17 protein-coding genes, 18 tRNA genes and 1 rRNA gene are annotated in these 20,307 nt (G+C 46.1%); 30 read left to right on the top strand and 6 right to left on the bottom strand.

Annotated elements, in window-relative coordinates:
• Nucleotides 1-132 precede the first annotated feature (132 nt).
• The 24 genes from rrf to IRE19_RS14310 all read left to right on the top strand — a co-directional run bounded on the left by rrf (nucleotide 133) and on the right by IRE19_RS14310 (nucleotide 8,539).
• Nucleotides 133-248 (top strand): 5S ribosomal RNA (gene rrf, locus IRE19_RS14195).
• Between the two features lie 12 nt (nucleotides 249-260).
• A tRNA-Asn gene (locus IRE19_RS14200) sits at nucleotides 261-335 on the top strand.
• Nucleotides 336-340: 5 nt separating this feature from the next.
• A tRNA-Ser gene (locus tag IRE19_RS14205) sits at nucleotides 341-430 on the top strand.
• Between the two features lie 22 nt (nucleotides 431-452).
• A tRNA-Glu gene (locus IRE19_RS14210) sits at nucleotides 453-527 on the top strand.
• A 7-nt stretch (nucleotides 528-534) separates the two neighbouring features.
• Nucleotides 535-610 (top strand) — tRNA-Val (locus tag IRE19_RS14215).
• 69 nt (nucleotides 611-679) lie between these two features.
• Nucleotides 680-756, top strand: a tRNA-Met gene (locus IRE19_RS14220).
• A gap of 3 nt (nucleotides 757-759) precedes the next feature.
• A tRNA-Asp gene (locus tag IRE19_RS14225) sits at nucleotides 760-835 on the top strand.
• Nucleotides 836-852: 17 nt separating this feature from the next.
• Nucleotides 853-928 (top strand) — tRNA-Phe (locus tag IRE19_RS14230).
• A gap of 21 nt (nucleotides 929-949) precedes the next feature.
• Nucleotides 950-1,025, top strand: a tRNA-Thr gene (locus IRE19_RS14235).
• 7 nt (nucleotides 1,026-1,032) lie between these two features.
• Nucleotides 1,033-1,116, top strand: a tRNA-Tyr gene (locus IRE19_RS14240).
• Nucleotides 1,117-1,122: 6 nt separating this feature from the next.
• Nucleotides 1,123-1,196: transfer RNA gene (locus IRE19_RS14245), tRNA-Trp, on the top strand.
• An 18-nt stretch (nucleotides 1,197-1,214) separates the two neighbouring features.
• Nucleotides 1,215-1,290 (top strand) — tRNA-His (locus IRE19_RS14250).
• Between the two features lie 42 nt (nucleotides 1,291-1,332).
• A tRNA-His gene (locus IRE19_RS14255) sits at nucleotides 1,333-1,408 on the top strand.
• Between the two features lie 42 nt (nucleotides 1,409-1,450).
• Nucleotides 1,451-1,526: transfer RNA gene (locus IRE19_RS14260), tRNA-His, on the top strand.
• An 11-nt stretch (nucleotides 1,527-1,537) separates the two neighbouring features.
• A tRNA-Gln gene (locus tag IRE19_RS14265) sits at nucleotides 1,538-1,609 on the top strand.
• 7 nt (nucleotides 1,610-1,616) lie between these two features.
• Nucleotides 1,617-1,691 (top strand) — tRNA-Gly (locus IRE19_RS14270).
• Nucleotides 1,692-1,697: 6 nt separating this feature from the next.
• Nucleotides 1,698-1,771: transfer RNA gene (locus tag IRE19_RS14275), tRNA-Cys, on the top strand.
• Between the two features lie 9 nt (nucleotides 1,772-1,780).
• Nucleotides 1,781-1,864, top strand: a tRNA-Leu gene (locus IRE19_RS14280).
• A gap of 225 nt (nucleotides 1,865-2,089) precedes the next feature.
• Nucleotides 2,090-2,707: a DUF47 domain-containing protein gene (locus tag IRE19_RS14285; RefSeq protein WP_203340929.1), complete on the top strand. Its 618-nt coding sequence runs from the start codon at nucleotides 2,090-2,092 to the stop codon at nucleotides 2,705-2,707.
• Between the two features lie 15 nt (nucleotides 2,708-2,722).
• Entirely contained in the window at nucleotides 2,723-3,721 is a 999-nt protein-coding gene (locus IRE19_RS14290) for an inorganic phosphate transporter (RefSeq protein ID WP_203340930.1), read from the top strand.
• A gap of 105 nt (nucleotides 3,722-3,826) precedes the next feature.
• Nucleotides 3,827-3,910: transfer RNA gene (locus IRE19_RS14295), tRNA-Leu, on the top strand.
• 206 nt (nucleotides 3,911-4,116) lie between these two features.
• The gene (locus IRE19_RS14300) at nucleotides 4,117-6,798 is read left to right on the top strand and encodes a cation-transporting P-type ATPase (protein ID WP_203340931.1); all 2,682 of its coding nucleotides are present in this window, start codon (nucleotides 4,117-4,119) and stop codon (nucleotides 6,796-6,798) included.
• 35 nt (nucleotides 6,799-6,833) lie between these two features.
• Entirely contained in the window at nucleotides 6,834-7,334 is a 501-nt protein-coding gene (locus tag IRE19_RS14305) for a VOC family protein (protein WP_203340932.1), read from the top strand.
• A gap of 152 nt (nucleotides 7,335-7,486) precedes the next feature.
• Nucleotides 7,487-8,539 (top strand): C45 family autoproteolytic acyltransferase/hydrolase, encoded by a 1,053-nt coding sequence (locus IRE19_RS14310; protein WP_203340933.1) that lies wholly within the window; start codon nucleotides 7,487-7,489, stop codon nucleotides 8,537-8,539.
• Between the two features lie 48 nt (nucleotides 8,540-8,587).
• On the opposite strand, the gene IRE19_RS14315 is transcribed toward IRE19_RS14310, so the two are convergent.
• Nucleotides 8,588-9,634, bottom strand: a complete 1,047-nt coding sequence (locus tag IRE19_RS14315) for a C45 family autoproteolytic acyltransferase/hydrolase (protein WP_203340934.1) — start codon at nucleotides 9,632-9,634, stop codon at nucleotides 8,588-8,590.
• Nucleotides 9,635-9,883: 249 nt separating this feature from the next.
• Here IRE19_RS14315 and IRE19_RS14320 point away from each other — a divergent pair, with 249 nt between their 5' ends.
• Nucleotides 9,884-11,275, top strand: coding sequence for an Ig-like domain-containing protein (locus tag IRE19_RS14320; protein WP_203340935.1), 1,392 nt, complete (start codon nucleotides 9,884-9,886; stop codon nucleotides 11,273-11,275).
• A gap of 55 nt (nucleotides 11,276-11,330) precedes the next feature.
• Here the strand turns inward: IRE19_RS14320 and IRE19_RS14325 are convergent, their stop codons facing one another.
• On the bottom strand, nucleotides 11,331-11,993 hold the full coding sequence (locus IRE19_RS14325) for a B3/B4 domain-containing protein (protein WP_191716640.1): 663 nt from the start codon (nucleotides 11,991-11,993) through the stop codon (nucleotides 11,331-11,333).
• 66 nt (nucleotides 11,994-12,059) lie between these two features.
• Between IRE19_RS14325 and queG the strand changes: the two genes are divergently transcribed.
• From queG to IRE19_RS14340, 3 genes are all read left to right on the top strand, one after another.
• On the top strand, nucleotides 12,060-13,205 hold the full coding sequence (queG, locus tag IRE19_RS14330) for a tRNA epoxyqueuosine(34) reductase QueG (protein WP_203340936.1): 1,146 nt from the start codon (nucleotides 12,060-12,062) through the stop codon (nucleotides 13,203-13,205).
• 9 nt (nucleotides 13,206-13,214) lie between these two features.
• Nucleotides 13,215-13,688, top strand: coding sequence for a tRNA (uridine(34)/cytosine(34)/5-carboxymethylaminomethyluridine(34)-2'-O)-methyltransferase TrmL (trmL, locus tag IRE19_RS14335; RefSeq protein WP_191716638.1), 474 nt, complete (start codon nucleotides 13,215-13,217; stop codon nucleotides 13,686-13,688).
• 335 nt (nucleotides 13,689-14,023) lie between these two features.
• Nucleotides 14,024-14,332, top strand: a complete 309-nt coding sequence (locus IRE19_RS14340) for a hypothetical protein (protein WP_432419934.1) — start codon at nucleotides 14,024-14,026, stop codon at nucleotides 14,330-14,332.
• A 38-nt stretch (nucleotides 14,333-14,370) separates the two neighbouring features.
• Here the strand turns inward: IRE19_RS14340 and IRE19_RS14345 are convergent, their stop codons facing one another.
• Nucleotides 14,371-15,672 carry an NCS2 family permease gene (locus IRE19_RS14345; RefSeq protein ID WP_203340937.1) on the bottom strand — a complete coding sequence of 434 codons (1,302 nt, stop codon included), beginning with the start codon at nucleotides 15,670-15,672 and terminating at the stop codon, nucleotides 14,371-14,373.
• Between the two features lie 151 nt (nucleotides 15,673-15,823).
• On the opposite strand from IRE19_RS14345, the gene IRE19_RS14350 reads away from it, so the two are divergent.
• Complete coding sequence (locus IRE19_RS14350) at nucleotides 15,824-16,654, top strand: aldo/keto reductase (protein ID WP_203340938.1); 831 nt, start codon at nucleotides 15,824-15,826, stop codon at nucleotides 16,652-16,654.
• A 38-nt stretch (nucleotides 16,655-16,692) separates the two neighbouring features.
• Here IRE19_RS14350 and IRE19_RS14355 read toward each other — a convergent pair whose 3' ends face one another.
• Genes IRE19_RS14355 through IRE19_RS14365 form a run of 3 tightly spaced genes read right to left on the bottom strand, consistent with a single transcriptional unit; the run spans nucleotide 16,693 to nucleotide 18,491 of the window.
• On the bottom strand, nucleotides 16,693-17,538 hold the full coding sequence (locus IRE19_RS14355; protein WP_203340939.1) for an RluA family pseudouridine synthase: 846 nt from the start codon (nucleotides 17,536-17,538) through the stop codon (nucleotides 16,693-16,695).
• A 54-nt stretch (nucleotides 17,539-17,592) separates the two neighbouring features.
• Nucleotides 17,593-18,063, bottom strand: a complete 471-nt coding sequence (locus IRE19_RS14360; RefSeq protein ID WP_203340940.1) for a thioredoxin family protein — start codon at nucleotides 18,061-18,063, stop codon at nucleotides 17,593-17,595.
• Nucleotides 18,060-18,491 (bottom strand): disulfide oxidoreductase, encoded by a 432-nt coding sequence (locus IRE19_RS14365; protein WP_191716633.1) that lies wholly within the window; start codon nucleotides 18,489-18,491, stop codon nucleotides 18,060-18,062. Before IRE19_RS14365 ends, IRE19_RS14360 begins: the two co-directional genes overlap by 4 nt.
• Nucleotides 18,492-18,623: 132 nt before the next feature.
• Here IRE19_RS14365 and IRE19_RS14370 point away from each other — a divergent pair, with 132 nt between their 5' ends.
• Nucleotides 18,624-20,168 carry a carbon-nitrogen hydrolase family protein gene (locus tag IRE19_RS14370; protein ID WP_191716632.1) on the top strand — a complete coding sequence of 515 codons (1,545 nt, stop codon included), beginning with the start codon at nucleotides 18,624-18,626 and terminating at the stop codon, nucleotides 20,166-20,168.
• The last annotated feature ends 139 nt before the right edge of the window (nucleotides 20,169-20,307 follow it).

The raw sequence follows: 20,307 nt of genomic DNA on the forward strand, positions 1-20,307 counted from the left end.
ATGTACGGAACCTTGCATAGTTCCGGTGTCGTGTATCCAGTTTTGAAAGAATAAGCCAAGTTTTTTTAAAAAAAAGCTTGAGAAATACCGATAACCTTGGTATACTAAATCTTGTCTTTCAAAATAAATCAGTCTGGTAATGATGGCAAAGAGGCCACACCCGTTCCCATCCCGAACACGGAAGTTAAGCTCTTTTGCGCCGATGGTAGTTGGGGGTCTCCCCCTGTGAGAGTAGGACGTTGCCAGTCTGATCAAATTATTCCGAAGTAGCTCAGTGGTAGAGCACCGCACTGTTAATGCGATGGTCGTAGGTTCGAGTCCTACCTTCGGAGCCAATTTTGGAGAGCTGTCCGAGTGGCCGAAGGAGCATGATTGGAAATCATGTAGGCGGGCAACCGTCTCAAGGGTTCGAATCCCTTGCTCTCCGCCAGATATAAGTTCTCAAAACATACGGCCCCTTGGTCAAGCGGTTAAGACACCGCCCTTTCACGGCGGTAACACGGGTTCGAATCCCGTAGGGGTCACCAACTTCATGGAGGATTAGCTCAGCTGGGAGAGCATCTGCCTTACAAGCAGAGGGTCGGCGGTTCGATCCCGTCATCCTCCACCATTTACTCTTACATAGCAGAAATTGACCGTTGGTAAAACGGGATGTAAATTGTAAACTAGATAGTATTGTCGCGGGGTAGAGCAGTTCGGTAGCTCGTCGGGCTCATAACCCGGAGGTCGCAGGTTCAAATCCTGCCCCCGCAACCAACTGGTCCCGTGGTGTAGCGGTTAACATGCCTGCCTGTCACGCAGGAGATCGCCGGTTCGATCCCGGTCGGGACCGCCATTTTTATCTGAATTTGTGGGTCAGTAGCTCAGTCGGTAGAGCATTAGATTGAAGCTCTAAGTGTCGGCGGTTCGATTCCGTCCTGACCCACCATTTTTTATGAAATAACTCCGTGCCGGAGTAGCTCAACTGGTAGAGCAACTGACTTGTAATCAGTAGGTTGAGGGTTCAAGTCCTTTCTCCGGCACCATTTTTAAGGTGGGGTAGCGAAGTGGCTAAACGCGGCGGACTGTAAATCCGCTCCTTCGGGTTCGGCAGTTCGAATCTGCCCCCCACCACCAGTTTTTAGGGGCATAGTTTAACGGTAGAACAGAGGTCTCCAAAACCTCCGATGTGGGTTCGATTCCTACTGCCCCTGCCAATTTTAAATTATATGATGGCGGTCGTGGCGAAGTGGTTAACGCACCGGATTGTGATTCCGGCACTCGGGGGTTCAATTCCCCTCGTCCGCCCCATGTTTTCATTTTCATTCAATGTACTTATAAAATAGTAAAGTGGCGGTCGTGGCGAAGTGGTTAACGCACCGGATTGTGATTCCGGCACTCGGGGGTTCAATTCCCCTCGTCCGCCCCATGTTTTCATTTTCATTCAATGTACTTATAAAATAGTAAAGTGGCGGTCGTGGCGAAGTGGTTAACGCACCGGATTGTGATTCCGGCACTCGGGGGTTCAATTCCCCTCGTCCGCCCCATCTTTTATTAATGGGGTATAGCCAAGCGGTAAGGCAACGGGTTTTGATCCCGTCATGCCCTGGTTCGAATCCAGGTACCCCAGCTTTATTGCGGAAGTAGTTCAGTGGTAGAACGCCACCTTGCCAAGGTGGAGGTCGCGAGTTCGAACCTCGTCTTCCGCTCCAATAATTGGCGGCATAGCCAAGTGGTAAGGCATGGGTCTGCAACACCCTTATCACCGGTTCGAGTCCGGTTGCCGCCTCCATAATGATTTGCCGGCGTGGCGGAATTGGCAGACGCGCGGGACTCAAAATCCCGTTCCTTCACGGGAGTGTCGGTTCGACCCCGACCGCCGGTATCATGAAAGGGCCTGCCTGCCCTTTCCAGAAACCCTCCAACTATGAGTAATCATAGCTGGAGGGTTTTTTTGTTATGCCAGCGATTATTCAGCCGTTTTTAAATTGAGAATTCTGTTTTATTACGGTTTTGTAAATTCAAATAAAGTTAGTATTATTTTTTCGTGAAATAAGCTATTATAATTTAGCTGAGAAGTTATTTTAGAAAAATAGTGGGGGCAAAGAAAATGGCGTTCAAAAAGAAAGATAAGTTTGCATTACAGTTGAGTGATATTGCGTTGAATTTAAAAGAAGGTGCTGCTTATTTTGCAGATTATAAGCTGGAGAAAATCAGTGACGTAGTCATTTTTGCAAACACGATGAAAGATTATGAAACAAAAGGTGATTCTTTTGTTCACACGGTCATACATGATCTTAACAATGCTTTCATCACACCAATTGAACGTGAAGATATTTTAGCGCTGGCAATGAGCATGGACGATGTTTTGGACGGCTTAGAACATACAGCCGCCTTGTTTGAAATGTATTCAATCGTAAGTGCAGATGAGTACATGCTTGAATTTGTAGAAGCAATCCGTTTGAGCACTATTGAAATTGAAATAGCTGTTGAACTGATGGTTTCTAAAAAGCTGCCTCAAATGAGAGAACATGCAATAAAAATCAAAGATTACGAGTCACAATGCGACGCTGTTTTGCGCCGTTCGATTAAAAACCTTTTCCAAACTGAAAAAGATCCAATCCGGATTATTCAATACAAAGACATTTACGAAGAGCTGGAAGAAATTGCTGACCATTGTCAGCAAGTCGCAAATACATTCGAATCAATTATAATGAAAAACGCTTAAGGAGCAAAATGACTGATGGATATGATATTGCTGTTAACGGTTTTAATTGTCATTTTTGCTGTCGTATTTGATTTTATCAATGGTTTTCATGATACGGCGAACTCGATAGCTACGGCAGTCTCCACAAAGGCATTAACGCCAAGGCGTGCCATTTTGCTGGCTGCTGTAATGAACTTTGTGGGCGCAATGGCTTTTACAGGAGTTGCTAAAACAATCACAAAAGACATTGTCGATCCATTTGCGCTGGATAATGGCTCTGTCGTTATATTGGCAGCGTTACTGGCTGCCATCACATGGAATCTATTAACTTGGTATTACGGCATTCCAAGCAGCTCCTCGCACGCTTTAATCGGTTCGATTGCTGGGGCAGCTATTGCGGGTGCTGGATTTGCCGCTTTGAATTACAGTGGGTTTCTGGCTATCCTGCAGGCTTTGATTTTTTCTCCAATTCTTGCGTTGGTTGTAGGTTATCTAATGTACAGCATCTTTAAAGTAGTTTTCAAAAATCATAACTTAACGAAAACCAATCGGAATTTCAGGTTGATCCAAATTGCTACTGCCGCTTTGCAGTCGTTTTCTCACGGTACGAACGATGCCCAAAAAGCGATGGGGATCATTACGATGGCCTTGATCGTCAATAACTACCAAACTTCGGATGACGTTCAGCTATGGGTTCAGGCAACTTGTGCGCTGGCGATGGCATTGGGAACTTCCATCGGTGGCTGGAGAATCATTAAAACTGTCGGTGGAAAAATCATGAAAATCCGTCCTGTCAATGGAGTTGCAGCAGATCTGACGGGGGCAGCAGTGATTTTCGGCGCTACCTTGATCCATTTGCCGGTCAGCACGACTCATGTTATTTCATCTTCTATTATGGGGGTAGGCGCAGCGCATCGCGTCAAAGGCGTTCAGTGGGGGACAGCTAAAACCATGCTGATCACCTGGCTGATCACGATGCCGATTTCAGCATTATTGGCTGCCATGTTCTATGTGCTCCTCAATCTTGTAATGTAGAAAAACTTTAAAAGTTTTTTAAGAAATTTATCTATTATATTAATAAAGTATTGGCGAGCGAAAAAAGATGTGCTATAATAAATCTTGTCCGCTAAAGCAATACTTGCCGGCGTGGCGGAATTGGCAGACGCGCGGGACTCAAAATCCCGTTCCTTCACCGGAGTGTCGGTTCGACCCCGACCGCCGGTATACCGCTAGCTATAGAAAAAGGTTCTGACTTCCTTGTCAGAGCCTTTTTTCTTTGGGTTAATCTTTTGGATGACAATCTAATCTAACCTCCATGAATTTAATCTACCGAGATCCAATTCGTCAAAGAATCATGTCCTTCTAGTGCTATACTGTTCTGAATACCGAGTGAGTTTACGATTATATAAATAGTTGAGAAGAGGTCGAGTATGCAGGATAAAAAATGGTATGGGATTGAATCCGCTAAGGTGTTGGAACTTTTAAGTACAGATCTGGAGAGTGGACTGGATGAAATACTGGTAGCCAAGCGGCAAGCGGAATTCGGAGCGAACGAACTGCCCAAGCCCAAGAAAGATCCGGCGCTCGTCAAATTCTTTAAGCATTTTAATGATGTGCTGATATATGTATTGCTGGCAGCAGCGGTTGTCACTTTATTTTTAGGGCATTATATCGATACAGCAGTGATTTTGATGGTGGTTGTCATTAATGCGATCATCGGCTATATCCAGCAAAGCAAAGCGGAAAAGGCATTGGACAGCATCCGGAAGATGTTGTCCTTAAAAGCTACAGTGCTTCGGAACTCGGTTAGGAAGGAAGTGCCGTCAGCTGAATTAGTACCTGGAGATATCGTCGTGCTTATAGCAGGTGACAGGATTCCTGCTGATAGTAGAATTCTAGAAGCAGACAATTTGAACGTGGAAGAATCATCGCTGACAGGAGAATCCACAGCAGTTGAAAAAAATCCGGCCGTGCTATCGGATGACACCGGATTGAGCGACCGCCTCAACATGCTGTTTGCGGGGACAACAATAGCTTCCGGTTCCGGGATTGGAATTGTTGTGGCGATTGGTGCCGATACCGAGCTTGGAAAAATCAGTTCTTCAATGGAAGAAGTCGACCAGTTGCAGACGCCGTTGTTGAAGCAGACGGCAGCTTTCGGAAAAGTGATTTCACTGATCATTGTCATCAGTGCAGCTGTGATGTTCGGAATCGGTTACTTGTTTCACGATTATGAAACAGCTGATTTATTGCTTGCCATTATTGGTTTGACTGTAGCAGCGATTCCAGAAGGTCTGCCAGCTGTGCTTTCCATCATTTTGGCACTTGGTGTACAGCGCATGGCAGCAAAGAACGCCATTGTCCGCAATCTGCCGTCTGTTGAGACGCTTGGAGCTGTCACCGTAATTTGTTCGGATAAAACCGGAACGTTGACAAAAAATGAAATGACCGTCACATCAGTGATGCTGAAAGATAAAGAGTTTGCCGTGACGGGAACCGGTTATTCGCCAAAAGGGTCGATTCTTCATGGCACTAAATCAGCAAGCCTTGAAGATTTCCCGGATTTAGAGGAGTTTTTGATAGCTGTTAAAACGGTCAATGAATCCGATTTAAGGTGCGATGAACAAGGACAATGGGTGATTAGCGGAGATGCTACAGAAGGCTGCCTGATTACACTTGCTGAAAAAGCGGAAGATGCTGTAATCCGGCTGCCGATTCTGTCGAAGATTCCATTTGACTCCAGCTATAAATACATGGCAGCCTTGGTCGAAAAAGATGGCAGTCGTTGGATATATGTAAAAGGAGCGCCGGAGCGTCTGTTGAAAATGGCCGATTTGGAATCCTCTTCTGGAGAAGGGGCCAACTGGCAGGACAAAATGTATCAGCATGCGAATAATGGTGAGCGGCTGATGGGAGCTGCGGTCAAAAAAGTCAGCAGCTCCAAACTCTCTATTGATCAAGAAGATATGGAATCGGGATTCAGGCTGATTGGACTGGCGGGAATCATCGATCCGCCGCGTGAAGAAGTCATTGAAGCCATACAGCAATGCAAAAAAGCTGGAATCATCGTGAAGATGATTACTGGGGACCATAAGGATACAGCAGTGGCCATTGGAGCTCAGATGGGCATAGGAGACGGCAAACGCGTACTTGAAGGCAGAGAGCTGGACCGCATGGATGATCGGCAATTGACGTATGCTGCATTGAATTACGATGTCTTTGCACGCACCAGCCCCAACAATAAGCTGCAGCTGGTCAAAGCGCTGCAGGCTGAAAATCATGTTTGTGCGATGACCGGGGATGGCGTCAACGATGCTCCGGCTTTAAAACGGGCGGACATTGGCGTGGCCATGGGAATTAAAGGAACAGAAGTATCGAAGGAAGCAGCTGGAATGGTGTTGGTGGATGATAATTTCAGTACGATTGTCAATGCAGTGAAGGAAGGCAGACGCGTTTACGACAATTTGAAGAAGACCATTCTGTTCATTCTGCCGACAAACGTTTCAGAAGGCGCTTTGATTTTTGTCAGCATCTTGTTCGGTACGACTTTGCCTTTGACGGCGGTACAGATTTTATGGGTGAATATGATTTCCGCCATCACCATCTCACTGGCGATTGCCTTTGAGAAATTGGAACCGGGTGCTATGGAGCGGTCACCCAGGAAGTCAACTGCTAAATTATTGGGTCCGTATTATATTTTTCGCGTAGCTTTTGTTTCACTCATCATCTGCGGTGGAATTCTATTAATGAACAGGCTCTTGGCCGACCAGCAGGTGGACCCGGCAATCATCAATACGATGACATTGCAGGCGTTGGTGATGTCGCAATTGATGTATTTATTCAATTGCCGCAGCGAAACAGAGTTTGCCGTAAACCGTGATTTTTTCTCGAACAAAATCGCTTTCTTGGTATCGGGAGTGCTGATTGCTATTCAGTTGGCAGTTACCTATGTTCCATTTATGAATGTCCTGCTTGGTACAGTTCCGCTGGAAGCCCGGAATTGGATATGGCCACTTGGAATCGGAATTTCAGTCTTCGTTATCGTGGAACTGGAAAAATGGATTGTCCGCCAGTACAGAAAATCTGGAAAAGCCCTTAAAACTGATACATAGCCATTGCAGTGTTAAATGGAAAGAAGGAGAAACGGGTGGATACCAAAATCCAGAAAATCACAGCGAATTTTTGGTTTAACATGAATGCGGAAGAAGCGGTGGAGTTTTATACTTCAGTCTTCAATAACTCCAAAGTGGGGCGTACCACGTATTATACGGATGCCGGAAAAGAAATCCACGGCATTGATGCAGGAAAAGTCATGACGATCGAGTTCCAGATAGAAGGGCAGGATTTTGTGGCCTTGAACGGCAGTCCTGCGTTTCAGTATACTGAAGCCGTTTCCTTTATCATCAATTGCGAGTCCCAGGAGGAAGTGGATTATTACTGGGATAAACTGACCGAAGATGGAGACGAGAAAGCGCAGGTATGCGGCTGGCTAAAAGACCGTTTCGGAGTTTCCTGGCAGGTGGTGCCAATCGAATTGAATCGAATGCTCGTCAGTGCGGATAAGGGAAAAGTGGAGCGAGTGATGAGTTCGTTGTTAAAAATGAAAAAATTGGATTTAGCTGAATTGCGGCGTGCATACGAAGGATGAAAAATAGATGCAGTGGCTGTTCCTGCCTTATGATTCCATAAGGCAGGATTTTTTTATATAACGAACTTATTCAGCGCGGAGCTTTTGAGTTTCGTTCTGAAAATGTGTATCCTGAAACATAATGAGTGATTCTGCAAATAAAGGAGAATTTGATGAGAGATATACATAGTGATATTTTGGAATTCAGAGGAAGCCATTATGATTTTGGAGTCAGGCAAGGTGAGCTTTTAAAAGACAGTATTATATTGGATAACCGGAGAAAGCAGTGGAAAGCGAAAAGGCCGAGGTTTGAAATAGATGTAGAGGACACAAAGGTGGCCTATCACAGATTCGCCCCCGGAATCTGGGACGAATTGACGGGACTGCAGGAAAGCCTCAAATTGCCGATGGAAGATGTACTGCGTGATTTCGGGGGATACCGGATCGATGCGATGCCGTCTGGCTGTTCAATTGTCACGGGAAGGGATTTTATGGTCCGCAATTACGACTTCCACCCGCAGACTTATGAAGGACGTTTCAGCCTGTTTCAGCCGAATGATCAGGGGTATGCGATCATTGGCCCCACTTCACGAATTACGGGCCGCATGGACGGCATGAATGAAAAAGGATTGGCCATGGGCTATAACTTTACGCACCGGAAAAAGCCAGGTGATGGATTTGTCTGCTACTTGATCGGCCGCATTATCCTGGAAACTTGCGCAACGATTGAAGAGGCGGTGGAGCTGCTGAAAGAGATTCCGCACCGCGGTTCATTTAGTTATATCGTGACCGATCCAAGCGGTGAAACACGGATCATCGAAGCGAGTCCGCGTGCAGTTGATGTGCGTGTCAGCAATGTCTGCACCAATCATTTTGAAATCCAACAACATGAAAACCGCAATTACTTGAAGGATTCGTTCGACCGCCTGGAAGCGATTCGAAATCAGGAGAGCCAGACAGAAGATGCGCTGCAGGCATTCCGTCTGTTCAACGACACCGACAAAGGGGTTTTCTCGCAGTTGTATAAAAGCTGGGCAGGGACTATTCATACCTCTCTTTATTTGCCGAAGGAAAAGAGTGTCTGGTTTGCGCTTGGCGGAAATCAGCAACCGACAGTTTTCGATTTTGGGAGCTGGCTGCAGGGAGAGAGCCTGAATGTCCAAAAAATTCATGGAGCAGTGGATACGGATATCGGTTTTGCACACGTGGATAAACAGTTTGTATAGAAAAATAGGAAAAGGCGCCAGCATGATAGATGCTGGCGCCTTTGGTTTTTAAAGTTCGACCATATGGGCAAAAGGCAGATGCGTATCAATTTTACCGTTGATGCGTTTGGCATACAACCGTTCGCCTTGCAGCCATTTGTCGAAATCGAGCATGAGCGGCAAACGGTCCGGACCAATGGCGAATCCCACTTCCAGACTGCGTTGGAAATAGGATGCGGTATGCAGTGTGCCGGAAGCGGTGCTGTATTTTTTCGAGAAGACGCCCTTGTCCGAATCATTCAAGAGCCGGAACGCACTGTAGGCATCGATTTGGTTTTCTTGCTGCGTGAGCATCGTTTGTTCTCTTCTGCGGGAATCGTCTGTCTGGTAGCGGTTTTCCTCCACCAGCAATTCGAAATGATTCGTAGAAACCGCGGACTCGCGAACCACGACAGAACGCGGAGAAGCTTCGACAACCACAGATTTCCCCATGCGGTCCAACAGGACATAGCTAAAAGAACGACGATGCGGAAGTTCTTCCAGCAATGCGATGGCGTCATCGATGGTCGCACAGTTTTCTAAAATCAAGCGGCCGATCATGTTGCAGATGAAACCGTCCTCTGAATTTCGGCGGTTGATGAAATTATAGCCCATCACCAAACCTTTTTCGTTCATGCCGTCCGTGCGGCCAGTAATCTGCATAGTCGGTCCGATGGTGGCAAATCCGCCGTCTGTCGGCTGATACAAAGCAAAGCGCCCTTCGTAGCCTTCCGGTGAACTGTCGTAATTGCGGACCATAAAATCAGATTCAGTGTAGATGGAACAGCCGCTCCGCGTATATTCCAAGTAATAGCCGCCGAATTCCCGAATGGCCTCATCCATGGACCATTCGAGCGCATCGGCTAGGCCAGTAATTTCTTCCCATACTCTAGGGGCTAAAGTAAGCAATATATTTTTGGCGCGTTGTTCGTCTATAATCAAATGGCGGCTGGAAGCCTGCCGTTGTTTTTTGCGGTTGGAAAGAATCAACGATTCCTTCAGCAGTTCTCCCTGCATCCGGCCGAAATCGTAATGGCTTCCTCGAAACTGGACAATGTCGCTGTGCACTCGTTTCACGTGTGGATCCCTCTTTTTTTCATTAATGTAAGAAGAGTTTACTGCATCCGCCAGTGAATGGAAAAGAATATGCCTATGTGATGGAATTGAGGATGCGAGTTGTGGAAAATGCCAACTTCAGTGTTGACATTAACCTTATTTTAATTAATGAATATTTATTGAAATAATAATAAAAAATGACTTGGCGAACTTTTCCAAATGTTGTATGATTCCATGGTAGGTAAAAATGATTATTTAAAGGGGATTGTTATGGGTAAAAAAACACGCTTTGCATTGATTTTGTCAGGTATATTAGCTTTATCGGTTTCAACCGGAACAACGTTAGCCAATACAGGTCACACAGATGCTGCAAAAAAATTAACTGATCTTCAAAAAGAGATACCAATTGAACAGGGAATACTAAAATCTTCTGTTGTTCAGCAACTTGAAACGCAACTGCATAAAGGTCTGTCGATTCAGAACCATCCTTTTTCAGAAGTAAATGCTTCTGCTGTCAATAAAGCCGCTTCCGATTATCTGTGGGAGCAGGAGCCGAATGATAGCTTTGATTTTGCAGATCAATTATCTTATTCAAAAGCGACTGTAGGGCAATTGATGCCTTATTACGACATGGATTTTTATAAAGTAAAAGTTCCGGCGAACGGAATATTAGCAGTTGGGGGAGGAACCACTAGTTATGAAATCGATTTGCTGTTCGCAGCTGCTGAAAAAGAATTTGAAGAAACCGGGAAGTTGGAGTATTTAGGCAGTGATTATGACGACGAGCTTGAGATTCAATTCTATCAGGCTAAAGCAGGGACTTATTATGTACCAGTGCTGGATGCGGATGACTACAGCAACAGCCCGTCAGATTTATATATCATCGCCACGTCGTTTCTGGACAACGTAGCTCCGTCTAAACCGACTGTCAATGCATTCGATGACAACGATACAGCTATTTCTGGAAAAGCAGAGGCGAATTCTACAATCACTGTAAAAAATGGCAGCAAAGTCATCGCTACAACTAAAACAGCGGCTTCAGGCACTTTCTCAGCTAAAATAGCAGTGCAAAAAGCTGGTGTGAAGTTGGTCGTAACAGCTGAAGACAGTGCAAAAAATAAAAGTGCTGCTGTAACAGTCACAGTCAAAGTGGCAGATAAAACAGCACCAGCAAAACCAACTATCAATAAAGTCGACAACAATGATGCTGTCATTTCCGGTAAAGCGGAAGCAAGTTCCACAGTCACAGTAAAAAATAACAGCAAAGTTATCGCAACAACAAAAGCTACTGCCTCAGGTACATTTTCAGTAAAGATTCCGGTACAAAAAGCCGGAGCCATTTTGACAGTTAATGCCAAGGATCAATCAGGAAATGTTAGTTCAACAGCCTCAGTAACAGTAGTTGATGTTGTAGCGCCTGCACTACCGACCATCAACAAAGTCACAATTAAAGATTTGAAAGTAACTGGTAAAGCGGAAGTAAGCTCTACAGTTACAATAAAAGCTGGGAATACGGTGCTCGGTTCAGCGAAAGCCGATGCGAAAGGCACTTACTCCGTGAAAATAAAAGCGCAGAAAGCTGGCGTGACAATTGAAGCGACTGCGAAAGATAAAGCAGGAAACGTCAGCAAAAAAGCCACGAAAGTGGTTGCTAAAAAATAAGGTGAAAAAAAAGACCGGAACTCTGAATAAGAGCGCCGGTTTTTTCTAGTTTAGGTCATAATACATAAAACTCGGCTTCACCGCCATTGATGCCGGTGAACATATTCGATGCGGCAGTCAACAGTTGAAGAGCGGTATCTCTTTCCATAGAAGGGCGGAGATAGAAGATATGTACTGCGTTTTTTGTTTGTTCAGTCACAGCGGTCCGTTTAGAATCGACGTAGGGGCTGCCAAAAGCGCTTTTGGAATCTTTGGATACCAGAATCCCAGTCAAAGTATTGACGCGGTTATTCAGGCCCTCATAGCGGTCAGCGGAGGTCCCTACAGCAATTTGAATATCACCTTCAATTTTATCGGCATCATAAAGGCCCAGAGGGATTTCGTATTGCAGCGACAGGAAGCTGTTCATATCGATGGCAGAGTTGACGGTCGCTAAGTAATTCTGCTTTTTGATGCGGCGGTAAAGCGCTTCTGCAGCTGGGCGGTAGCGGCTGGGATCTGCCCCCAATGCTTTCCATATCAATTGCCATTCCAGCAGGCCGGGGAATTCAGTGATGTCCTTATCCTCCAAATCAAAGTACAGCTGCTCTTGAAAAAGCTGGAGGCGGCCTTTTAACATTTGAGGTGACTCGGAAACGGTGATATTGTTATAATGAATGATGCCAATTTTAAATTCGCTCAGAATTTCTTTTATTTGAGGATCGATTGTCAGTTTCATTGCAATCTTCCTTTCACGTATGTGGTTTTCATTATCGTATCATAGAATTGAGTGAGGGGTTACGACATGAATCTTGATCAGTTTCAAAAAGAGCTTGTTGCGTATGCCTCGGAGATCGGAATTGACAAAATCGGTTTTGCTTCAGCCGAACCTTTTTATAGCTTAAAGCATCAATTGATTCGCCAGCAGCAATTGAATTACCAGTCCGGATTTGAAGAATCGGATGTGGAAAAGCGCACGAGGCCTGAACTATTGCTGAATGAAGCTGTCAGCATCATCGCCATCGCCATCGCTTATCCATCGCGGATGTCGGATGCACCGCAAGGAGTGAAAGGCGCACGGCGGGGGATTTTCTCCCGGTCGTCCTGGGGCAAGGATTACCATGCGGCGCTCCGGGAGCGTCTGACGCTGTTGGAGGCGTTTATTGCCACTCGTTATCCGGAAGCACGGATGCGGTCAATGGTGGACACTGGAGAGCTGTCTGACCGGGCAGTGGCGGAACGCGCCGGCATCGGCTGGAGTGCCAAGAACACCAACATCATCACGCCGGAATTCGGGTCGTATGTGTATCTTGGTGAAATGATCACCAACATACCATTCCGTTTCGATGAGCCGATGGAAGATCAATGCGGCGATTGCCGTTTGTGCATCGATACTTGTCCGACAGGAGCCATTGTCGAAGGCGGGCAGTTGAACGCCCAGCGTTGCATTTCGTTTTTGACGCAGACAAAAGGGTTTCTGCCGGATGAATTCCGCGGCAAGATCGGCAACCGGCTTTATGGCTGCGACACGTGCCAGACGGTCTGTCCGAAAAATAAAGGCAAAGCCAATCGGATCCATGCGGAATTCGAGCCGGATCCGGAAATCGCCAAGCCTTTGCTTGAGCCTTTATTAGCTATTTCCAATCGGGAGTTCAAGGATAAGTTCGGCTATGTATCCGGTTCGTGGCGGGGCAAAAAACCGATTCAACGAAACGCTATTTTGGCGCTGGCGCATTTCAAGGAAACGTCTGCAGTGCCGGCATTGATTAAGTTATTGGAAAGCGACGAGCGGCCGGTGATCAGAGGAACCGCGGCATGGGCACTCGGCAAAATAGGGACGGAAGAAGGGCTTCAAGCCTTAAAGAGAGCAGAAGTGGTAGAGAACGACGTAGAAGTTCAAGAGGAAATTCAAAAAGGATTGGCATTTTTTGCTGAAGGATTGAAAGGATAAGTGACAGATTTGGCTATTCATATTGTGTTGTACCAACCGCTGATTCCAGCGAATACCGGAAATATCGCGCGCTCATGCGCAGGGACGGGAGTCAAGCTGCACTTAATACGCCCACTCGGTTTCTCGACAGATGACAAGATGTTGAAACGTGCGGGACTGGATTATTGGGAGCATGTCGATATCCATTATTATGACGGCTTGCAGGAACTTTTTGACAGCTATCAGGATGGGGAATTCTATTATATTACAAAGTTTGGGGCACAGCCGCATACGTCATTCGATTTTTCCGACAGAGGCAAAGACCATTTCTTCGTTTTCGGACAGGAAACAAAAGGCTTGCCGAAGGAATTGATCGAGCAGAACCCGGATCATTGCCTGCGCATCCCGATGAACGACAACATCCGCTCGCTTAATTTATCGAATACGGCAGCGATACTCATGTACGAAGCATTGCGCCAACAGGATTACCCTGGATTGGAATAAAGGCATAGAAAAAAGGACAGCGGATTCCGCTGTCCTTTTGTACTATTCTCTTTCGTTTGTTCCAGGCTTGTCATCGTATCCAGCAGTGAAAATAGCTACTAGGAACGAAACACAAATACCCAAAATAAGGATTAAGTTCATAAATAATGACCTCCTTGAAATGTGCATCTTTGTTTAGTATAGCTTACAATCGGGAAAAATGAAATATCCACATCAAGTGAAATGTGGATAATTTCTGACGGTCTGAAAAGGATGGAGACATTCAGAGAAATGAAACCTTGGCTCTGTTCATCCGTATAGTATAGATAAGAAAGCCAAAGAAGGGATGATAACGAATGAAAATGAAAATTTCTGTCGCTTTGCTTTGGATTACAGGTTTAGCTGAAGCGTTTCTGGCGATTCCATTAATCGGTGGCGGTTTTGTCATCAGTACAGGCTACTCAGCGTTAGGCGTCATGTTCGTGCTTCACGCCATTACCTTGTTCTTTTGTTTCCGTGAATATTCACCGAAAACCGGATCGATACTTGGGATCATCACCAGCTTGATTGCCTGGATTCCAGGAATCGGCTGGGTATTCCATTTGATTACTGCAGCAGTATTGCTTATTACTGCAACGATGTCAGGAAGCAGAGCGCGAATCTAACAGAAAAAAACCGCCGGTTGGCGGTTTTTTTAGTTGGGTCAATGGGGTGCAATCAGCAATTGAATGACAAACAGGACCGCAAAAATATACAGAATCGGATGAACCGATTTGCCTTTGCCTACAAATACTTTCATCAACGGGTAGGTGATGAATCCGAAAGCGATGCCGGTTGCGATGCTGGAAGTCAGCGGCATGGCTAGGACAATCAGAAATGCAGGAAACGCTTCATCGAATTCTTCCCAGTCGATCTGTTTGACGGCACCGATCATCAGGCTTCCGACAATGATCAATGCAGGGGCTGTGATGGCTGCGACATTCGATAAGGCGCCGACTAATGGGCCGAAAAATGCAGCGATGATGAACAGGATGGCGACGGTCAAACTGGTCAAGCCGGTACGCCCACCCGCTGCAACACCTGCAGATGATTCCACATAAGCGGAAGTCGGGCTTGTCCCGACCATGGCACCTGCAGTCGCGGCAAGGGAGTCTGCCAGCAAGGCCTGCCGCATTCTCGGCATTTTATTGTTTTTCATCAAGCCAGCTTGTTTGGCTACACCGATCATGGTGCCGGTGGTATCAAATAAAGTGACCAAAAGGAAAGAAAAGACAACGCCATAAAGTCCATATTGAATGACTAATTGGAACGCTTCAATTGGATTCCAAACCAGGATGCCTTCAGGCAATGAAGGAAGCTGCATCAAACCGCCTTCGAATTTTAATTGTCCGGTGAAAAATGCGACAATTCCTGTAACAATCATTCCATAGAAAATGCCGCCATGTATTTTCAGTGACATGAAAATGACTGTAACCAGCAATCCGAGAAGAGTCAACGCTACTGGCGGCGAAGTCAAATCACCTAAGCCAACAAGATTGGCTTCATTGGCAACAATCAGGCCGCTCAGTCTCATGCCGATAAAGGCGATAAAAAGTCCGATGCCGGCAGTGATGGCATGTTTTAAGTTTTCAGGAATGGCTTCAATCAGGACTTTGCGCATGGAAGTCAACGACAATGCAACAAAAATAAGTCCGGCGACGAACACGGCTGCAAATGCGGTGACGTAATCAATGGCACCGTTCGACCCGAGTACCATGGAAGTGAAATAAGCGTTCAACCCCATCCCCGGCGCAATAGCAATCGGATAATTGGCGGCTAGCGCCATCCACAGTGTACCAATGGCAGCGGCAATGATGGTTGCCAGAAATACTTGATCAAACGGTACGCCGGCAGCGCCCAAAATGACGGGGTTGACAATGACAATATAGGCCATAGTCAAGAACGTCGTCATACCGGCAGTGATTTCAGTTTTTATAGTAGTGTGGTTTTCTTTTAAATGAAACATCAAAAAGCTCCTTCCAAAACACGAACGATTTTCAACGACAACATATATATTATTCGCTTTATTGGAAGAGTGCAAGGGTCTTTTGGGAAATCTTTAAAGTCGAATTTATCAAATATTATTTGTACAATAAAAGAAAGAAAGGATGATGAAAATGGATTTAACGATCAATTCAACAAAAACCTTACATAATGGAGTAGAAATGCCGCGTTTTGGTTTAGGGGTATATAAAATGACGGATAAAGAAGCGGCAACGGAAGCCATGACCACAGCGATTGAAGCAGGCTATAAAGCGATTGATACGGCAACCATTTACGACAATGAAGTGGAGGTAGGGGAAGCAGTACGGAATTCCAGTGTGAATCGGGAAGACTTATTCATCACGTCGAAAGTCTGGAATACCGATCAGGGTTATGATGAAACGCTGCGCGCTTTCGAAGCTTCTTTAAAGCGTCTTGGCTTTGACTATTTGGATCTCTACTTGACGCATTGGGCCATCGAAGGGAAATACGTCGATACGTACCGTGCCATCCAGCGCCTTTACGATGAAAAACTGGTCCGTTCAATTGGCGTCTCCAACCACCAGCAGCACCACCTGGAGAAAATCCTGGCTACTGCCAATACCAAACCGATGGTCAATCAAATCGAATTGCATCCGCAGTTGACGCAGAAACCGCTGCGGGAATATTGTGCTGCCAACGACATTGCAATCACTTCCTGGTCGCCGCTGGCACGTGGGCGGTTACTGGAAGATCGGGTCCTCGCTAAAATTGCCGCCACTCATGGAAAAACGATTGCGCAAATCGTCATCCGCTGGCATCTGCAAAGCGATTTGATTGTCATTCCGAAATCAGTGACCCCATCACGCATCAAAGAAAATGCGCAGGTTTTCGACTTCTCTTTAACACAAGAAGAGATGAAAATGATTGATGGATTGAACCAGGATTGGCGCTCCGGCACGCATCCCGATAAGATCAAGGTATAAAAAAAGCAAGTTCCCCGAAAAGGAACTTGCTTTTTTCGTTATCTAGCCGAGTCTTCAACAACCACTTTTTCATTGGTGAACGGGTGGATGAAGGACATGCGGAAAGCATGCAGATGGTAAGCGCCGTCTTGTGTCGGCGGCCCTTCGTAAAGTGTATCTCCCATAATCGGATGGCCGATATGGGCAAGGTGTGTACGGATTTGGTGTGTGCGTCCGGTTTCAAGCGTAAGGTGAAGCAAAGATTTGCCTTCCATTTGCTTGAGGACGCGGTAGTGGGTCACAGCACTTTGTCCTGTTTGGGAAACCATGCGGCGCGTCGGGTGGTGGCGGTCGCGGCCAATTGGGAAGTCGATGGTGCCGGATTTATTATGGACCTTGCCTTTCACGACAGCTTCATAATCACGGACCAGCTGCTTTTGCTCCAGCATGCGGTCCAGCACGTTTTTGGCAACAGGATGCTTGGCGACCATCAACAAGCCGGAAGTTCCTTGGTCCAAGCGGTGGACATGCTCGCCGTACGATCCGCCGTTGCGGATGATGTGGCCGAGAATGGCATTGATGAATGTATCGGTTTGTCCGACTTCATTGGGGTGTGTAGCCATGCCTTTCGGTTTGCGGGCAACGATAAAGTGATCATCTTCGAATAGGACAGGTAGTTCTACATCGTGTTTCGGCTCATATGGTGAGTCGGCAGGGGGCAAATCGAATTGCAGGATGGTACCCGCCGGCAATGGCTCTTTCCAGATCACTTCCTGGAATTTTTCGTTTTTGACGCTTTTGGCCATGCGCATTTGATGGACCACTTTCTTGCCGAGGCCCCATTCGGTTCTCAATAATTCTTCGACAGTCATGCCGTCGTCTTTGATTTCATAACTCCAAGTCATCTGGTTTCCTCCATAAAAAAGGATCATGCGCAAGGCACATGATCCTTTTGTCAGTTATTTTTTAACTACATCGGTGAAGAATTTTTCAATATTCTCTTTCGGCTGTGCGCCGACCCAACGTGAAACTTCTTCTCCATTGTCATAATGAATCAATGTTGGTGTTGCTTCGATCATGTATTGCTGCCATCCCTGTTCATACTCTAACAGATTATACTGCAAAACGTCTACATCCATGTCTTCAGCGACGGGCATCAAGACCGGTGTGGTCTGTTGGCAATATTGGCAAGTCGGGCTGAAAAAATAAACCGTGGTTGGTTCGCCGCTGGCAATTTTCTCTTCCAACTCAGCCGGTACGACAATGTTCTGATAGTTTTCATCGTCTAATTGATCAATTGTTGCTTGTTCCAAATCTTCTGTATCGTACGGATTGTCCGCCAATTTTTCATTATTTGCCTGGTTGGTCAAGAAAATGATGCCGGCAAACACGACAACGACAATACCCGCGATGATCAGTAACTTCTTCATTGTGCTTTTTCCTCCTTAAGGGACTTCACTAAATAAATGCTCATTCCAGCGATCAGGATGAATGCAGTCAACGCCAAAAACGGAATGGTGATAAATCCGAGCAAGTTGATGTATTCTCCGGTACACGGCACCTGACCGCAGGATGGGGCGGAATCTGCCAGAAAATCGAGCTTCTGGAGTCCGTAATGGTAAAGGGAAATCCCTCCGCCTACGATGGAGAAAATCAACGTGGTGGCAGCAATTCGGACATTTTTCTGTACATAGGCCACGCCGATGACGATAACCAGCGGATACATGAAAATGCGTTGGATCCAGCAAAGCTCACACGGGGCATATCCGCGGATTTCAGAAAAATAAAGCGAACCCGCCGTGGCGATAAGTGCCACAACCCACATGGAAAGCAAAACATTTTCCTGGCGTTTCGTCATTTGATGTTCCCTCTTTTCAATAAATACTTCCATAGAATTATAAATGTTATCGTGATACAAGTAAAATAATATCAACCTGAGCGACATTCCTATATAATAAAGTTTGAAACTTTTGTGAAGGAGAGCTGTATTGTGGCAGAACAATTCGATTTATCCCATTTTGAAAAAAGCATGATCATTCGCGAAATGAATTATGCAGATATAGATGCCATCCTGGAAATGCAGCGTTTATGCTTTCCTGGAATGGATCCTTGGAAAGAAGAACAACTGAGAAGCCATTTGGGGGTCTTCCCTCAAGGCCAGATGGTCGCTGAATTGGACGGCACAGTGATTGGCTCATGTTCGAGTTTGTTGATTAACTTTGATGAATACGATGATCGCCATACTTGGGACGATGTAACGGATGCTGGTTATATCACCAACCACAATCCCGACGGTTACAATATGTACGGCATTGAAGTCATGGTACATCCGGAATACCGCCGAATGAAAGTCGGACAACGTTTATATGAAGCCCGCAAGGAATTGGCGCGCGAATTGAACTTGAAGTCGATCATCATCGGAGGGCGCATCCCGAATTACCATAAACATGCCGATGAAATGTCGCCGCGTGAATACGTCGATTCAGTATCGCGCCATAAAATCTATGATCCGGTTTTGACTTTCCAGTTGATGAACGGCTTCCAATTGATGCGCATCAACCCGAATTACCTGCAGGATGATTTGGCTTCAGGCAAATACGCGACATTGATGGAATGGAACAATGTTGATTACAAGCCGATTTCCAAACGCCATTTCAAAACCAGCTTGCCGGTCCGGATCTGTGTCGTACAGTATTTGATGCGTGCCATCAAATCATTCGATGACTTGGCCAGCCAGGTTGAATACTTTGTGGACGTGGCTTCAGATGCCCATTCGGATTTCGTCGTATTCCCTGAAATCTTCACGACGCAGCTGATGTCATTCCTGAACGAGCCATCACCAAGCCAGGCCGTACGCAAGTTGACAGAATACACGCCTCAGTATATTGAATTGTTTACTGACCTTGCTGTCCGCTACAACGTCAACATCATCGGAGGGTCGCATTTCGTCAAAGAAGAAGATGACGAAATCTATAACATTGCGTACTTGTTCCGCCGTGACGGTTCGATAGACAAGCAGTATAAAATCCACATTACACCTAATGAACGCAAATGGTGGGGGATTTCTGCCGGGGATTCTGTCCGCGTCTTTGATACCGATTGCGGAAAAATCGCTATCCAGATCTGTTACGATATTGAATTCCCTGAACTTGCCCGCATTGCGACAGACATGGGAGCGAACATCATCTTCACTCCATTCTGTACGGAAGACCGCCAAGGATACTTGCGCGTCCGTTATTGTGCACAGGCCCGTGCAGTGGAAAACCAAATCTATACCGTCATTTCCGGAACTGTCGGCAACTTGCCGCAAACCGAAAACATGGACATCCAATATGCTCAATCAGGCATTTTCGCTCCATCCGATTTCGAATTTGCGCGTGATGGAATTGTCGGCGAAACCAATGCCAACCTGGAAATGGTGCTCATTGGAGACGTTGATTTGGAAATTCTGCGCCGCCAACGCCAGAACGGGACAGTCAAGCAACTGAAAGACCGTCGCCATGATGTCTACCGTGTCGAATACAAAAAAGACTGATCACAGCCGCTTCCAAAAATGGGAGCGGCTTTTCTTTGGAATATTTGCTAAACTGAAGAGTAAACAAAAGAATATTCCTTTTATAGAAGGCTTCTGGCAGAGCTGCTGCAGGAATATGCAGGTGTTTTGTAGAATATCA

The sequence above is a fragment of the Planococcus beijingensis genome, from assembly GCF_016820615.1.
Lineage (GTDB): Bacteria > Bacillota > Bacilli > Bacillales_A > Planococcaceae > Planococcus > Planococcus notacanthi.

Bases quoted from the DNA above. Each gene is read 5' to 3' on its own strand.
- IRE19_RS14285 (WP_203340929.1), top strand. From the start codon at position 2,090: ATGGCGTTCAAAAAGAAAGATAAGTTTGCATTACAGTTGAGTGATATT.
- IRE19_RS14290 (WP_203340930.1), top strand. From the start codon at position 2,723: ATGGATATGATATTGCTGTTAACGGTTTTAATTGTCATTTTTGCTGTC.
- IRE19_RS14300 (WP_203340931.1), top strand. From the start codon at position 4,117: ATGCAGGATAAAAAATGGTATGGGATTGAATCCGCTAAGGTGTTGGAA.
- IRE19_RS14310 (WP_203340933.1), top strand. From the start codon at position 7,487: ATGAGAGATATACATAGTGATATTTTGGAATTCAGAGGAAGCCATTAT.
- IRE19_RS14320 (WP_203340935.1), top strand. From the start codon at position 9,884: ATGGGTAAAAAAACACGCTTTGCATTGATTTTGTCAGGTATATTAGCT.
- IRE19_RS14325 (WP_191716640.1), bottom strand. From the start codon at position 11,993: ATGAAACTGACAATCGATCCTCAAATAAAAGAAATTCTGAGCGAATTT.
- queG (WP_203340936.1), top strand. From the start codon at position 12,060: ATGAATCTTGATCAGTTTCAAAAAGAGCTTGTTGCGTATGCCTCGGAG.
- IRE19_RS14340 (WP_432419934.1), top strand. From the start codon at position 14,024: ATGAAAATGAAAATTTCTGTCGCTTTGCTTTGGATTACAGGTTTAGCT.
- IRE19_RS14345 (WP_203340937.1), bottom strand. From the start codon at position 15,672: ATGTTTCATTTAAAAGAAAACCACACTACTATAAAAACTGAAATCACT.
- IRE19_RS14350 (WP_203340938.1), top strand. From the start codon at position 15,824: ATGGATTTAACGATCAATTCAACAAAAACCTTACATAATGGAGTAGAA.
- IRE19_RS14355 (WP_203340939.1), bottom strand. From the start codon at position 17,538: ATGACTTGGAGTTATGAAATCAAAGACGACGGCATGACTGTCGAAGAA.
- IRE19_RS14360 (WP_203340940.1), bottom strand. From the start codon at position 18,063: ATGAAGAAGTTACTGATCATCGCGGGTATTGTCGTTGTCGTGTTTGCC.
- IRE19_RS14365 (WP_191716633.1), bottom strand. From the start codon at position 18,491: ATGACGAAACGCCAGGAAAATGTTTTGCTTTCCATGTGGGTTGTGGCA.